Genomic DNA, 15,419 nt, shown 5'->3' on the forward strand with positions numbered 1-15,419 from the left:
TTATTCTTTTAAAAGTAATTTAATATCTTCTTGAATGTCTTTAACCCCTTTTTTATCCAATCCATCATAGTACAAAATTGGATTACCAAACTCATCATTTCTACAACGAATATGTCCTTTTTTATCAATTAAAGCAAATAAACCAGAATGCTCAAAACCACCACTCACTTTGTTATTGGCAGCAGCATATAGATTAAAACCTTTGTTAGCCAAATCAAAAATAGCCGTTTTGTCTCCGGTTAAAAAATTCCAATTTGAAGATTTAACCCCTAACAACTTAGCATGCGCTTTTAAAACTTCAGGTGTATCTGTTTTTGGATCTATAGTAACTGAAACGATACCAAAATTAGGGTTGCCAAAAAAAGTTTTCTCGATTTGCAACATACTCAAATTCATCTTTGGACAGATGGAAGGACAAGTTGTGAAGAAAAATTCCAAAACATAAACTTTACCAGCATAAGATGCATTATTGATGGTTTTATTGTCTTGATTAGTAAATTCAAAAGACGGCGCTTTGCCAATGTCTACCAAACTTTCTGCAGCAATTCCAGCCCCACTATCTTTATCCAATCGATCTGATTTGACAATTGCATCGCCTTGCACACGATCGATAATTTTAGGAATCGCATAAATGCCAAAGATTAAAACAATAAATGAGATTCCTATATAAGATTTATTTTTAAACATATTACAATTGTTTTGTAGCGTTATTATTCTTTTTCAAAGCCGCTTTGTATTCGTATAAAAGAATTTTAAAATCATCTAACATTTCGTTACTCAACTCTGCTGGATGAAAGGTATTATAACCTTCTTTGTATTCTTCTTTATCTTTTCTTCCTCTCAAATTACGTTCTTTATCTAAAATATAAACGTTAGGTGTACCATAGTTGGCATCTAATTTATCCTTGAGTTGAAGTTGCTTGTAAAAGCTAGCAATTTCTTCTGGAGTTGCGAAAACAAAATTCCATTGTTTTACATCGGTAAAAGCTTTCAAGGCATCCAAAACAGCTTGTGCTTCTTTTTCGGTACCCAGTGGGCAAAGCATAACAAACTGCAAATCTTTAAAGCTGTGGTAACGTTGATAAATCTTTTGATTCAAATTGAATAAATTCCCTCTATTTGCAAGAAGATTTGTTCCAGAAAAACCAAGGACGGTTATTTTTCCATCTAAACGAACCACATCGCCACGCAACGATTTCCAGTTACCAAAGTCAGCAACTTTTGGAGTAATTGTGGGTAATTTGGTAAAACTATTCACTCCGGAAGCAAAAAACAAATAAGCTACAATTGGAAGAATAAACAAGACAAAAAGAACAATATTTTTTTTCATCAGAAGGGTGGTATTGAGAGTGTAAAAATAAAAAAAGCTCCGATATTTCGGAGCTCTTTTCTGAATTAATATTTAGTTAAAAATTCCATTTAATGATAGAATTTTTAAAAACCCCGAATACATAATCACCTTCAGTTAATAGAATAAAAAGTAAATATAAAATTAAAAATATTAGCGGAGCAACTACAGAACTCTGTAAGGATTTTTTTTCTCCTTCCATGTGCATAAATGCCCAAACAATATAATATGCTTTAACAATTGTCAATATATAGAATATCCAATTTAACAAGTTCATTCCAAGAAAATTAGTAAAATGTAATGATTCAGGTTTGATAATACCTAAGATAACCTCAACTGTAGTTACCACTGAAAGCAAACCAAAAACAAACCAAATTCTTTTTGTGTTAGAAACGTGTTCGTGTGACATAATAATAAGTTTCTTTAAAATTAAACAAGATAAAATACGGTAAATACGAATACCCAAACTAAGTCTACAAAGTGCCAGTATAAACCAACTTTCTCTACCATTTCGTAGCTTCTACGTTTTTCGTAGGTACCTAACAATACATTAAAAAAGATAATGATGTTAATTACAACTCCAGAAAACACGTGAAATCCATGAAAGCCTGTAATAAAGAAAAAGAAGTCAGCAAATAATTTACTTCCGTATTCGTTATGCTTTAAGTTAGCACCTTCAATAACCAATTTTGCATCTGCTAATCTAGCTTCAGACTCTGCTCTTGAAAGGACTAATTTCTTTTTGTCTTTTGTGATAGTTTCTGTTCTAACCAATAAATCTGGATTCGCTTTAAAACCCGCTTGCACTTCAGCAACAGAATATGATGGCAAAGCTGGCTCACTCATAAACCATTTCGCTTTGTTACGAGTCAATTGCTCACGTTCTTCCGGTAACGTTTTAGCAAAATCAGCCAAAGCAACACGATTTCCGTCTTTATCAACAAACTGAAGTAAGCTACCTCCTGTAGTTTCTACTGCGCCATACTCTCCTTTAATAAAGTTTTTCCACTCCCAAGCTTGAGACCCCACGAAAATTAAACCTCCAATGATGGTTAAAAACATGTAAAGTGCCACTTTATCTTTTTTCATTTGATGTCCTGCATCAACAGCCAATACCATTGTTACAGAAGAGAAAATCAAGATAAATGTCATTAAGGCTACATAATACATCGGAGCTGATACTCCATGTAAAAATGGAAAGTGAGTAAACACTTCGTCGGCTAAAGGCCAAGTTTCAATAAATTTAAATCTAGAAAATCCATAAGCTGCAAGAAACCCAGAGAAGGTTAAGGCATCTGATACGATAAAAAACCACATCATTAATTTACCATAACTCGCTCCCATTGGCTCATTTCCGCCACTCCATATCTTTTCGTCGTTGTTTGCAGTAGTAACTGTCGCTCCCATAAAAATTAATTCGTTAAAAAGTTTCCAAATTTACATTTTTTTCTTATTTAAAGAAATATAAAAACAAAAATAAATAAACCCACAATAAATCAAGGAAATGCCAGTACATGACACCCAGTTCAATTCCAAGAGATTGTGTTGCGCTATATTTTTGTTTAAAATGATTATAAATAATAATTAGTAAGGAAATTAAGCCTCCAGCCAAGTGAAGCATATGCATAACCGTTACTATATATAGGAATGTTGTAGTAATAGAACTAGCTGGTCCAGTAAAATAATATCCTTTGGCTACAATTTGACCAAAACCAACAAACTGCAATACTACAAATGCAACTCCTAGTACTAATGTAATCAATAACCATTGGGTTGTAGCTTTCTGATTGTCTCGTTGAATAGCTTTCTTAGCTAAATGAAATGTAATACTACTTGCCAAGATGGCAAAAGTACTGATAAAAAAAGCAGGAGGTAATTGAAAATCTTTCAACCAATCAGCTCTTGATTTACTCACCACAAAGGCACTTGTTAATCCAGCAAACATCATGGTCATACTTACCATAGCAAACAACAAAATCAATTTATAGGATCTTGCAGTTCTGGATTGATGCTCGTCTTTTGTCATTGTCATATCCATACTATCTTAAAAATTTATCTACTATATATATTAATTGTAACAAGGTAATATAAGAAACACTTACCAACATCAAGGTTCTCGCAGACTTAGTGGTGCGTAATTGGTATACCTTTACCGCATAAAACAACATCCACAATCCTAACAAAAACACTAAAATAGCCGCAACAGGTGTTAAAAAGAGTGAACCTGTATAGCCAAACATTGGCAGTAGCGAAGCAATAATTAACCAAACAGTATATAAAATAATCTGCAAAGCTGTTCCATTATCTTTTTTTCCAGTTGGCAACATAAAAAAGCCTGCTTTTTCATAATCTTCATACAAAAACCAACCAATGGCCCAAAAATGAGGAAATTGCCAGAAAAACTGAATTAAAAACAACGTTCCAGCTTCTATACCAAATTCTCCAGTTGCAGCAACCCATCCTAACATAAACGGAATTGCACCAGGAAAGGCGCCAACAAAAACAGACAAAGAAGTCATCGTCTTTAGTGGTGTATAAACACTAGTATATAAAAAAATTGAAATCGCACCAAACATGGCTGATTTTGGATTTATACTATATAACAATGTCAATCCTAAAACAGTTAACAGCGTAGCTACAACTACCGCTACTCTTGGCTGCATTCTTCCCGAAGCTACTGGACGATTTTTAGTTCGATCCATTAAAGCATCTAAGTCTTTTTCTATAACTTGATTGTACGCATTAGAAGCACCAACCATACAATACCCTCCGATGGCTAACTTAAGTAATACCCACCAAGTATTGGCTTCGAAATGATCTATCCCCAGAACAAAACCAGCGACGGAAGAAAAAACAACACTTATGGCAAGACCTGCTTTAGTGATGGCTTTAAAATCTAAATAAATGGATTTGAGGGAAACTGTATTTGTCAAAACGATTAAAACTAGTGTTATTTTTATAAAAACTTTTGCAAAAGTAGGTTATCAAAAGGGATTTGACAAAAAACAACTCATAAAAAAAGTTTTCATTAAAAAACGACTTATTAGTAATCAAAATAAAAGTTAAAAATATCAGATCGAACACCCACCGTTACCCAATTCGTACTCTGATTAAAAGTGGCAACCGTATTTTTTGAAGGATCAAAACTTCTATAAATATAACTGGCAAAAAGCTTCAAATTAGTTGCTGGATTTACCAAGTATCCTCCTTGAATATCAGCTATAAATACTTTGGTTTTGTTTCCTTGACCTACTTTCACCCCTGTATCAAAAGGACGCTTTTCATCGTAGTCTTTGTAAATATTACCTCCATAGTTAAAACTATCATCAGCAGTATTAAAATCTAAACCTCTAGTTCCTACAGTAACTTTAGCATCTGCAAAAAGTCTTCCTTGGTTATAGCGAGCAATCGCGATTAACTCTCTAAAATTCCCTCCCCATTGATGTCCTAAACTCTGATTATTGTGTGCGTAATTCGTAATAGGATTACTGTGTGAATACACATAAGGACGCACATGATTATATTCTAACTGCAATAAAAGATTCTTTACTTTGAAAGCATTGTAATACTTCACTCCTACTTGGTATCCGAATTTGTTTTTCCAACTATTATTTCCTCCTTTTACATCTCCCAATGAAAATTCATCTAGCAAAAATTGTCCATACGCATTAATAGATGCATCCCATTTATACTTAAAAGTCAATCCTAACAAAGCATTTCCGCTTCTGGATGACGAGCCAAACTCAACTGCACGATAAAAAATAATAGGATTCACAAAACTCATATCAAAGCCTCTATTATTGTCTTTGGTCCAAACAACCGATTCAAAAAAACCTAAATTCAAACGATTCGAAACATTCCAGCTCAAATAATGATTCGCCATAAACTTAGTAGCATACGTTCGATCTACAGTCACTTCTGGACGCACATCTTTGAGCCACATATACGTATTGGTGTATTTAATTTTCCAAAAATTAGTATTGATTTTGAAATAAGGGTAAGGACTTGCACCATCACTTTCTAATAAAGAACGATACCCATCACCAATAAAATTTCGTCCGTAGCCCAATTGCAAATCAATAAATTTATTTGGCGTAAAAGTAATATTGGCTTCCGCCAAAGGAAAATCATAGGCATCATCTTTGAATCTTTTGGCAATTCCAATTCCAGGAATTATAGCAGGATTTCCTCCCGAAGGCTTAATGGATTCTGCATATTGATTGTAATAATCTGCAAAACGCCCTTGACTTTCAAAAACTGTGGTAGTAAAATTCAATTGTTTCCCCAATCCTCCTCTAAAATTGAGTGCACGAGTATTTACATAAGTATACGAATTCTCGGTTTGAGAAGCTTTACCTAATTGCAAATCAAAAATTGGATTTAGGGTAAACCAATAGTCTTCGCCTTGAATCTCAACAGTGTTTTCATTCCATAATTTTCGCGCCCACCAACCAGAAGCTTTCTTTTTCAACTGCTCATTAACTTCCTTCATATTATAATACTTGGCTACTTCAGCATAAGTATAGGGTTTTGAAGCGGTATGATTGTTACTTCCCACTTGATTCATTTTAGCATCAAACTGCGCATAAAGACTGTGCGAAAAAGGCACATTTAAATGACTTTCATACTCTGGATTGCGGTATTTTTTATAAACAATACTATCTAATTCTGTTAGCTTTGGACTTTTAACATTGAGAATTTCTGCTTTAGCAAGTGCTTCTGCTTCGAACTGTTCTTTTGATTTCAAAGGAATGGCAATTGCAATCGTATATTTAGAATAAGTTGGTTTACCATTATAAGTAGCAGCACTCACTTTGGGCATACTTTCGATAACTCTTTTTGCTTCTGCAGCATATGAATCTACAACTGCGTCAACATACAACACTTTGAATTTTCCCTCTACGGTAACCTCAAACAGCACTTTTACATTACCTTTAAAAGAATCGTTTTGAGGTACTTTAAAGTTAGAATATACAAAATCTTGTACTTGATTGTAAAAACACTTTTCTACTTCTTTTGGTAGAAGATTTTGACAAGCTGTAAAAACAGGAAAACGCTCAACTTCATTAAAAGTCGAAACATTTAGATTTTGGCTATAACACCAGTTTAACCCAAGAAAAAAAAACAGTGCGCTGTAAAGTTTGTACATAGTTTTCTGTTAGGAATTAATATTCTTTTTGATTAATCGCACCATCTACAATAGCTTTTGCACCTGAAGTCCCTATACGTTGTACACCTAACTGAATCATTTCGACAGCATCTGCATAACTACGAACACCTCCTGCAGCTTTTACAGGTAAAGGAGAAGCATTCTCAAGCATTATCTTGATGGTTTCAACCGTTGCACCATTGGGCTTATTGTTAGGTGTTACATAAAACCCCGTTGAGGATTTTACAAAAACAGCAGCATATTGCTCCTCCTTGAAATTCTGTATGACTACATTTTTGATTAAAGCAGAAAGTTGCATTATTTGACCATTATTCAAAGCTGCGACTTCAATAATCCATTTGACTACTTTTTTATGTGCCAATCCCAATTGCGTTCCTTTTAAAATCTCCTCTTTGACTAAAGCAATTTCACCTTTCTTAAAAGCCTCATAGTTGCAAACAAAATCCAAATCATCCGCTCCGTTTGCAATGGCTTGTTCTGCTTCGGCTAGTTTGGTTTCCAAATCAGATTGTCCTTTTGGAAAATCAATCACTGTACCAACTAATAGATTAGAATGTGCTTCCTGAATCATTTTTTTTGCCAAAGCTACTCGATCGGGTCGAATCATTATAAGTTTGAAGTGCTCTCGAATAGCCTCTTCAATAAAGGTTTTTGCTACCAACACATTTTCTGCTTCTGACAAATTAGCTTGTTCGTTGGTTTTTAAATAAGTCGAATCAAGGTAAGCTCTAATATCCATTTTTACAAGGAATTGGAATTGATAAATAAGTCGTACAAAAATACATTATTAATTGAATACACCGGCGTGAAGTCTACTTTTTCTCCGTATCCACCAAACAAAAAACAATAATTTAAGGAGAGAAGCTTTAAAAACGAACACGGGTTGTATTCCAAAAAAAAATCCCATCGAAATGGGACTTTAAAATTTATTGAATTTCTATTTTTTCTTTGAATTGATACAAAAGAGCGATAGCAAAAAGAGCTCCAAATACATTTGCTAGAACATCTGTAATGTCTGCACTTCTGGTCGTTGTAAAATAGCCTTGTACAAACTCAATTAACAATCCGAATAAAAAAGAAAGTAAAAATGAGACATACATTACTTTTGAAAAACTACTCCATTTACCACTTTTGACTAAGGTAATTCCCCAAAAAAAAGTAAAAAGCAAATGCAATACAATATGCACTATTTTATCAATTCCTATAATATTGATGGAAGGGACGTCTGAGGATTTCATTAAACAAACGTAGCACATCAGAGAAGTCCATGCCAGCGCAACAAAGAAAAAAAAATGTTTATGCACCAATTAGTTCTTTATAAGAAGCATCAGAAAGCAATTCTTCCATTTCTGCTGGATTAGCAATTTTTACTTTAATCATCCAACCAGCACCGTAAGGATCAGAATTTACTGTTTCTGGAGCGCTTTCTAAATCATCATTAAATGCGATGATTTCGCCTGAAAGTGGTAAAAATAAATCAGATACAGTTTTCACAGCTTCTACAGTCCCGAAAACAGCATCTTTATCTAAAGTTTGGTCTAAAGTCTCTACTTCTACGTATACAATATCACCTAACTCTTTTTGTGCAAAATGAGTAATTCCTACTGTTGCAATATCTCCTTCGATACTTACCCACTCGTGATCTTTTGTGTACTTTAAATTTGATGGTACGCTCATAATATATAAATGTTGTGTTATTAATAATAAAGCGCAAAGATAACTATCTTGTATTGAATTTTTACATAGAATAAATACAAATTAATTTCCAAAATTGTAACGGAGTGTAAATCCTGAACGAATATTAGTAAGAGGAAAAGTGGTTGAAATTACAGCTTTGGAGAACGAATGATCGTAATAGAAAATAGCCGTTAGATTTTTGCTAAAGGCATAATCTGCCGCCAAACGTAATTGCCAAATATTTTGTCCTGCAGCCAATTGATTGTTGTTATAATCCAAATAGCGTACAATCGTTTGGTTATTTCGATAAGACAAATCGGCCTTAACATTAATATCACTTTTAATAATACCAGTAGGATTATCTGCCAAACGAGACGAGAAAATCACATCCTTGAAACGATATCCTAAGCCTACAATATATTCTACTCCTTTTACTTCGGTCAAAAGGTTGTTATCAAAACTCATTGATAAAGCTCTGTCTTTTTTGATTTCAGTCAATACTTTGAATGAGTTTTTCAATTCAAAATCCAGTCGCACTAGCGGACTAAACTGTTCTACTAAGTTCACGTTGGATATCACAGTAGGATTATAAAAATTACCGTTAGTATCGACCCCATTCGGGTTTTTTGTATATTCAAAGTTAGAACGATAATCATTGATAGAATATGACGCTCGATAATTGTGCAATAATGAAACTCTTTTGAAATTGTTCTTAAAAAAAGTATACCTCATGAAACCATTGTATTTGATAGACCAATTAGGAATAGGGAAATTTCTAAAAATCCCTGTCGACACATCATTGGCATTACCTCCAGTATATGCTGCTAAAAAAGCTGGTAATAATACCGCCTGGCTATTTTTCCCATAACCAATAGGGAATCCATCCGCATCGATATTACCTGGATTATTAATATCTATACCTCTTTGAGTAGCTAGTCTATTTGCCACAATAATTCGATTAGCTCTAAAATCATCAAATGCGGCTGAACCAGTCTCATCACTTTTTGAAAAAGCAGTTTTTATCAATACCGTCGAAATAGAAAACATTCCATAACTGTACGGTGACAATGGAGTATAATTCCCAGAAATCACACTGTATTGTTCGGATGAATTCTCAGAATACGCGCGATCAGCATTCAAGTCTATTTTGAAATCAGGAAACAAATCAATATTGGCAGTAGCCTTTAGTATTTTGTTGGTTACTTGGGTGTAATTTTGATTAAAATCTTGATACGTGGTCAACCAACCTCTTTTGGCAGATTCGTATCGAATATCATCTTGACTTCCAAAAATAAACCCTAGAGAAGGACGTGAGGAACCCAAGAAACCAACACTTGGCGTGAAACCAGGTAATACAGTACCGCTATTGTGAGTATAATTGACTTGAACATTTTTCACGCTGGTCAATACACCTATCAATCCATCCATAAATGGACTTCTTTGTTGCAAAGGCTTAACCACTGTGTTTACTACTTTTTCGCCTGGTTTTGGAGCTACGGCTTTTGGTTTAGCAGCACCAGTAGCTGGTGTTTTTTTGGAAAGCCCAATGTATTTGTAGAACGTTTCCATAGCAAAGGAAGCATTCAAAATTTTAGAGCTAGCATTTTGAATCGTATTCCCTAAATTGTAGTCAACACCTCCGATAGTAACGTTATCAAAAGCATTAGAAGCCCGTTGCCAACTATAATCTCCTTGATAGGTGAAATTCGCTTTTACAAAACCAAATACCGGAATTTTATTCAACGGAATATCATAATTAACAATAACTTGTTGCATGTGCTGATTAGGGTCACCAATATCAAAATAACTATCCCAAATTGTAAAGGAGTCTATTGGAACATCATTTTCATTCAGATAACTTTTGACAATATTATTTGAAGAAGCCGTATAATTTATCTTTAAGGATTTGGTTAAGTTGTAATTAAACCCATATTGATAATTAAACGCAAAATTTCTTCTGTACAAAGGATCCAAACCAATTCCAACTACATCTACTTGGCGGAATTGCTGGCGATTGTATTGTCTAATCACACTACTATTAAAAGTGATATTCGTCGGTAAAAAATTGAAATTGAAATCTTGCAACCATTTCCAATACTCGCTTTTCTTTACAAATGTTTTTTTCTTGAATGGTTCGTAAGGCTTGTTTTGAAAACTGTACGCATAGTTTACCGTAGTATTACTCATCTGGTCGGTATAACTTTCAATCTCATAATCATGACGTTCTACCTCATTGTATGACTGTGAAAACGTAAAATTCTCAGGGTCATACACATGCGGTTTTTGTTCAGGACTTCTTTCTTTTCTTACTCCAATGAAATTAATGCTTGTACGTTTTGTATAATCAACCGCGCGTGTTTCTATATTATCTCTTGCGTCTTTATCAGTGGTTTCTCTGAGTAATTGTTTGAGTTTTATATCTTGATTAAATGGATCATATTCTGGAGTAATTACTTCCTCTCCAATTCCATAATTGAAAGGCAAATTAATTCCCCATTTTTTTGGCAATAGTTGTCCTAAATTCAAATTGGTCACCACACCATATTGTTGAATATCTTCTCGACTACGCTCATTGGGACCTTGTTCTAACGCTCCAAAACCTATGGTTGATTTTCTTCCTGTTAGCGAAAGAGTAGCAAAATCAGCCATATTGGTATCTATATTCAATAAAGCAGCCATGCCCCCTTTGTTATCCATATCGGCCATACGGAGTTCATTAAACCATACTTCTCCAAAAATTGATTGTCTTAATTCATCACTTTTAACCCCTACCATCAGTGTTCGTACCAATCCGAAATTAGGATTCCCTTTGATCCCTATTCGTAATCTATTGGTCTTACCAGATAATGAATTATCCAATTCGTCTTCGAATTTATAAAAAACACCATCCGGAGGTAAAGTTGCTGGATCGATGCTCATTGCCAAAATCTTCAACTTGGTCAACAACTCTAATTTCAAATCCATTTCATTAGCCTCGGGCCAAACAGACGAGGCTCCCACCTTGCAATCTGAAGATGGTGTTGTTACTTGCAAAGGAATTTCTATTTGATAGAAATTCTCTGTGAAATCATTTCCAAAACGGATAAAACCAACCATCTGATTGTCTCGCAAAACAACTTCATTAGGCAAAGATTCTGCATGCAAAAACATTTTCAATTTATTGAACTGTCGCATGTCAATACTAACGTTTTTAAAGACGGCTCTAGAGTCGTTTGGTTCTAAACCATTACCTGAAACACGTAATGCTAAAGATTGTTCGTTTTGATTAATAACTGTATTATTATTATACAATTGCTCTCTAACTACACCTGGAGGCGTTACATAATTAATAGGACAACGCTCGTTGTTTTCTTGAATATTAACAGCTATAACATCTAATGTGGTGTTATCATCGGCTACATTGCTATCATTAAAATCCAACGAATTGGTGTACCTTCTCCACTCGCCACGTACCAAATCTAAAGCCCCAAAACGAAGCGTAATGGGCGACTCAAAATTCGTCATAAACATTCTCATGAATCGGATTGAACGAAAATCTGAAATTCCACCAATGGTATTCTGTGGTTGCGAAACTGGGATTTTAAACTGAATCCATCGTGCTTCAGTTGCTGAACCATCAGGTAAAGTTACCTGTGTATTTCTGATATCGGTAATAAAATTTTCTCCCACATTCATATTGGGTTTCATGTCAATACTGTATTCATAATAAGCATTGACCGTATTCATTGTATTATCTCGATTAACATCTTCTACATCAGGAAAAGTAGTCGAACCTCTATTGGCATCAGAAATATTAACCGCCGAGTTACCATCTGTTCCATTATAATTTTTATAACGATCCAAAACACCTCCGGTAGTATTTGCAAAATAAGTATAATCATCGCCAGCAGGATCTGGTTCTGAGGCATAGTTAGAATATACTGATGCCTCTTGATTGTTTTTCATACCATCTAAACCAACATCTTGATTGGTTCTGTTAGAGGCATTTCCATCAAAAGCATAAATCAAGGATTGAGAAGCTGGAACATCTCCCCAAATAGGTCTTGGATTCACCAAAATTTGATCTGGCCCCAAACCATTTTCATATTGTTTCCTTCCGTCTTTAAGAATGTCTTCTGATATTTCTCCTAAATTAAAATACAACTTACCTGTGTTGAGAGGAGCGGTATTGCCTTTGCCTACATAAGGGTCCAAAACCCAAAACTGAATGTATTCTACGTTTCCTTGCTCAAAATTGGTCGTATTAATAGCTCGCATAATCCCTCCAAAATTATCTTTTGGCGTATTGGCGAAGATGGTCGAATTGTTGTATGGTCCTCTCTCTTGAGGATAATAACTCAAATCAAGCGTATTGACCACTTGAGTCTGTCCTTGTGCAATATCAGTATTGGGATACAATTCTTCGCTAAAAATTCTACGGGTTGAGTTCAAAGAAATGTCGTCGTTTGAAATCCCTGTTGGTTTTTGAGTATAAAACAGCGGATCTATTGTATACCATGATAGCTTGGCTCTTTTGAAACCATAGCTCAAGTCGTTGGCACTTTCGTTAAAATTGTATTGACTTTCGGCATCATTAACAGGAGTTGATGACAAACTCCAAGCAAATGGAGAACGCAAATCAATAGTCGATTGAGAACCCTCAAAATCATCTACATAAATAGTAGATTCACCATCAAAACGATCCGCTTTGGGTGTATCTGGTTTCAAGAATGCAATCTCACCTCTAACTGAAAGATTCGAAGGAACATCGGTATCAATATTAGGCAACTTATTTACCAGACGAGTAAAAAATGGTACTTCGGTTGCAAAATTTCCGTTGAACCCAAAAATAGTATTGTTTACTGATTCTTGTCCATAATTTGATTTTTGAGTAAATGGTCGTTCAGACATTTTTAGGTAAGTACCCCCAATCACAAATTTATCCGAAAATTTATGCTCAACATTCAACCCCATAAAACGTCTGGTTTGCTGCCCAAAAATAGAATTGTTTTCTAATGATACTTCTACTGGAGTATTAGAGGCTAACAAAGATGGATCCAAAATCTGTACGCGCCCCAACTGATAATTTACACTATAATCTACTCCCTCTACCAAACGCCTTCCTGCGGCGGTTACCACAACAGAACCTTGCGGAACATTGAGCGCTCCAATTGGAATGCCATCACCCGCAGATGATTTGTATTTACCTCTAATCAGATACTTGTTTTTATCGATATCTTGTAATGCCCCTGCTTGAGTATTGCGATACATACTTCTGAAAACATACTTCTTTTGATTGGGGTTATAAGTATCAACATCTGCATAATTCTCAAGCGAATTTGGCGTCTTCAATTTAGAAAAAATCAATTCTCCAAATGGCTCTTTGGTAGTAAACATGATTCTACCATTCTGAGCATCGATGGTAGTTCCGGGAAGAAAATCAAAGAAACCATCACCCCCCGCTTGTGGATCATTGTTGAAATTTAATCTGTCCAGATTAAAAACTTTTAATAAAGGAGTTTCAGCAACTTTATTTTCTGGAGTAGGATTTGAGGGAAAAGGAGTTCCTAGAACTTCAGTAATATAATTGATTGGTGAAGGGTCGGCATACAAGATATTCATTCGGAAATCTTCTTGCTTCAATTGATAGCCTCCTGGGACTTGATAGATATTTTTCATCATCAAATTCCATATAGGATCCTTCACATTGGTCAAGTTGCTTTTGAGCATTTTCAAAATTAAACTTTGAGTAATAATCGCCTGAGGCACGTTGTTGTTTCCTCCTACTACATTGGTTGCATCTACACCGTCATTCCCAAATTCTCCCACTTGATAAACTTGGTCACCAATGGTATATTGATACGCTACGGCCAAAACCTCATCATTGCTCAAACGCTGTTGTAATGAAATGAAACCTAATTTTGAATTAAAGGTATACTCATTGGCTGTAAGTTTTCTTGCATTTTCTAACTTAGAATAATCTCTTCCTTCGGTAACGGTGGTGTTAAAACCAGAACTTGAGGTAGCAATTTCTCTAATATTTGAATTTAACAATCCTGTACCTGAGTTGATTTGAGCAGGATCGTAATCATTGTTCGAGTTGTCAGAAGGAGAATTTGCTGGATTATTAAAAATACCTGTTGAAGGATTCAGGACAACCACTTCATTATCGTTCAAACCCGTCAATTGTGATTCTCCTAAATCTTGAAGTGCAATAATATTCCTTAAATTATTCGATGTAGCATTTACTCGATTTTGTTTATTGGTCACCCAAACTTCTATACGCGTAATTTGTACCCTACTATCAATAAAAGGATAGCCTTCTAGGGCTTTGTCATATCGGCTTCTGAAATATTGAGACAAGAAAAAGTGGCGATCATTATCATAATCCAAAGCAAAAAGCTCATAATTTTGAACTGTTCCTCCACCTTCGGCAACTAAACTTTTGGTTTGTGATTTTTGCTCCGAAAAAATTCCGGTAAGCGTTGTTTTTCCAAATTGCAATTGTGTTTTCACCCCAAACAAGCTTTGAGCTCCACGAATTAAGGAACTATTGAGAGGCATACTCACGTTTCCCACTTCTATTTTCTGGATAATATCATCTTCGGAAGGTGTGTATTCTAACTTGATTAAGTTTTGAAAAGCAAAAGTAGATTGGGTGTCATAATTGGCATTCACACCTAATCGAGTTCCCACTTTCCCCATTAAGCTCATACTAATGCGTTGATCAAAATCAAAAGAACTGTTGGCTCTATTTCTGGGAGAAAAAGAAGGGTTATCTTGCTTAGTGTAGCGCACACCAAGATCCATCTCTACAGAACCTGTGGGCTTTACATCAATCGTGTTACTACCAAAAACCGATTCAAAAAAACTTGATTTTACATAAAATCGAGGCAATAAATCCTTTTTGGCGTCTTCTGCCCCCTTCTTTTTACCATCAATGGCATCGGCTTTTTTCTTAAAATAATTGCGTCTTGATTCTTGCAACACTAACTTTTCGTACTCTGCAGGAGTTAGTATTATAGGGAAATTTATAGTAATTCCGTCAATAGAATTTGTATACACATATCGATCCGTTGCAGGATCATAAGTGTAGGATGATAAGATACTTTTAGGGTCTTTAATTTGAAGTTTCCCTACCGTATATCCTTTTTTTACCGTGTCCTGAACCGATGGATTTACTTGACCATACGATACAAAACTGGCACATACAACAAGTAAAAAAATACAAATTTTATGCATGCA

The 15,419-nt window shown here is 34.9% G+C and carries 11 protein-coding genes; all 11 read right to left on the bottom strand.

Annotated features, from left to right (window positions below; translation table 11 throughout):
• Positions 1–687 carry an SCO family protein gene (locus tag ACZ1AQ_RS01120; protein ID WP_489631125.1) on the bottom strand — a complete coding sequence of 229 codons (687 nt, stop codon included), beginning with the start codon at positions 685–687 and terminating at the stop codon, positions 1–3.
• A gap of 1 nt (position 688) precedes the next feature.
• The gene (locus tag ACZ1AQ_RS01125) at positions 689–1,330 is read right to left on the bottom strand and encodes a hypothetical protein (protein WP_489631126.1); all 642 of its coding nucleotides are present in this window, start codon (positions 1,328–1,330) and stop codon (positions 689–691) included.
• Between the two features lie 76 nt (positions 1,331–1,406).
• Positions 1,407–1,757 carry a cytochrome C oxidase subunit IV family protein gene (locus ACZ1AQ_RS01130; RefSeq protein ID WP_159690219.1) on the bottom strand — a complete coding sequence of 117 codons (351 nt, stop codon included), beginning with the start codon at positions 1,755–1,757 and terminating at the stop codon, positions 1,407–1,409.
• 20 nt (positions 1,758–1,777) lie between these two features.
• Positions 1,778–2,755: a cytochrome c oxidase subunit 3 gene (locus ACZ1AQ_RS01135; RefSeq protein ID WP_489631127.1), complete on the bottom strand. Its 978-nt coding sequence runs from the start codon at positions 2,753–2,755 to the stop codon at positions 1,778–1,780.
• A gap of 43 nt (positions 2,756–2,798) precedes the next feature.
• Positions 2,799–3,386, bottom strand: coding sequence for a cytochrome c oxidase subunit 3 (locus ACZ1AQ_RS01140; protein ID WP_489631128.1), 588 nt, complete (start codon positions 3,384–3,386; stop codon positions 2,799–2,801).
• 1 nt (position 3,387) lies between these two features.
• Positions 3,388–4,287, bottom strand: a complete 900-nt coding sequence (gene cyoE / locus ACZ1AQ_RS01145) for a heme o synthase (RefSeq protein WP_489631353.1) — start codon at positions 4,285–4,287, stop codon at positions 3,388–3,390.
• 104 nt (positions 4,288–4,391) lie between these two features.
• On the bottom strand, positions 4,392–6,497 hold the full coding sequence (locus tag ACZ1AQ_RS01150) for a gliding motility protein RemB (protein ID WP_489631129.1): 2,106 nt from the start codon (positions 6,495–6,497) through the stop codon (positions 4,392–4,394).
• A gap of 16 nt (positions 6,498–6,513) precedes the next feature.
• Positions 6,514–7,257: a deoxyribose-phosphate aldolase gene (gene deoC / locus ACZ1AQ_RS01155; RefSeq protein ID WP_489631130.1), complete on the bottom strand. Its 744-nt coding sequence runs from the start codon at positions 7,255–7,257 to the stop codon at positions 6,514–6,516.
• A gap of 187 nt (positions 7,258–7,444) precedes the next feature.
• Complete coding sequence (locus ACZ1AQ_RS01160; RefSeq protein ID WP_489631131.1) at positions 7,445–7,756, bottom strand: VanZ family protein; 312 nt, start codon at positions 7,754–7,756, stop codon at positions 7,445–7,447.
• 58 nt (positions 7,757–7,814) lie between these two features.
• Entirely contained in the window at positions 7,815–8,195 is a 381-nt protein-coding gene (gene gcvH / locus ACZ1AQ_RS01165; protein WP_489631132.1) for a glycine cleavage system protein GcvH, read from the bottom strand.
• An 81-nt stretch (positions 8,196–8,276) separates the two neighbouring features.
• Positions 8,277–15,416 carry a T9SS outer membrane translocon Sov/SprA gene (sov, locus tag ACZ1AQ_RS01170; RefSeq protein WP_489631133.1) on the bottom strand — a complete coding sequence of 2,380 codons (7,140 nt, stop codon included), beginning with the start codon at positions 15,414–15,416 and terminating at the stop codon, positions 8,277–8,279.
• Positions 15,417–15,419 lie beyond the last annotated feature (3 nt).

It is taken from the genome of Flavobacterium sp. UM26, assembly GCF_057922445.1.

What these genes read in the sequence shown, in the direction of transcription:
- ACZ1AQ_RS01120 (WP_489631125.1), bottom strand. Translation starts at nt 687, where the DNA reads ATGTTTAAAAATAAATCTTATATAGGAATCTCATTTATTGTTTTAATC.
- ACZ1AQ_RS01125 (WP_489631126.1), bottom strand. Translation starts at nt 1,330, where the DNA reads ATGAAAAAAAATATTGTTCTTTTTGTCTTGTTTATTCTTCCAATTGTA.
- ACZ1AQ_RS01130 (WP_159690219.1), bottom strand. Translation starts at nt 1,757, where the DNA reads ATGTCACACGAACACGTTTCTAACACAAAAAGAATTTGGTTTGTTTTT.
- ACZ1AQ_RS01135 (WP_489631127.1), bottom strand. Translation starts at nt 2,755, where the DNA reads ATGGGAGCGACAGTTACTACTGCAAACAACGACGAAAAGATATGGAGT.
- ACZ1AQ_RS01140 (WP_489631128.1), bottom strand. Translation starts at nt 3,386, where the DNA reads ATGGATATGACAATGACAAAAGACGAGCATCAATCCAGAACTGCAAGA.
- ACZ1AQ_RS01150 (WP_489631129.1), bottom strand. Translation starts at nt 6,497, where the DNA reads ATGTACAAACTTTACAGCGCACTGTTTTTTTTTCTTGGGTTAAACTGG.
- deoC (WP_489631130.1), bottom strand. Translation starts at nt 7,257, where the DNA reads ATGGATATTAGAGCTTACCTTGATTCGACTTATTTAAAAACCAACGAA.
- ACZ1AQ_RS01160 (WP_489631131.1), bottom strand. Translation starts at nt 7,756, where the DNA reads ATGAAATCCTCAGACGTCCCTTCCATCAATATTATAGGAATTGATAAA.
- gcvH (WP_489631132.1), bottom strand. Translation starts at nt 8,195, where the DNA reads ATGAGCGTACCATCAAATTTAAAGTACACAAAAGATCACGAGTGGGTA.
- sov (WP_489631133.1), bottom strand. Translation starts at nt 15,416, where the DNA reads ATGCATAAAATTTGTATTTTTTTACTTGTTGTATGTGCCAGTTTTGTA.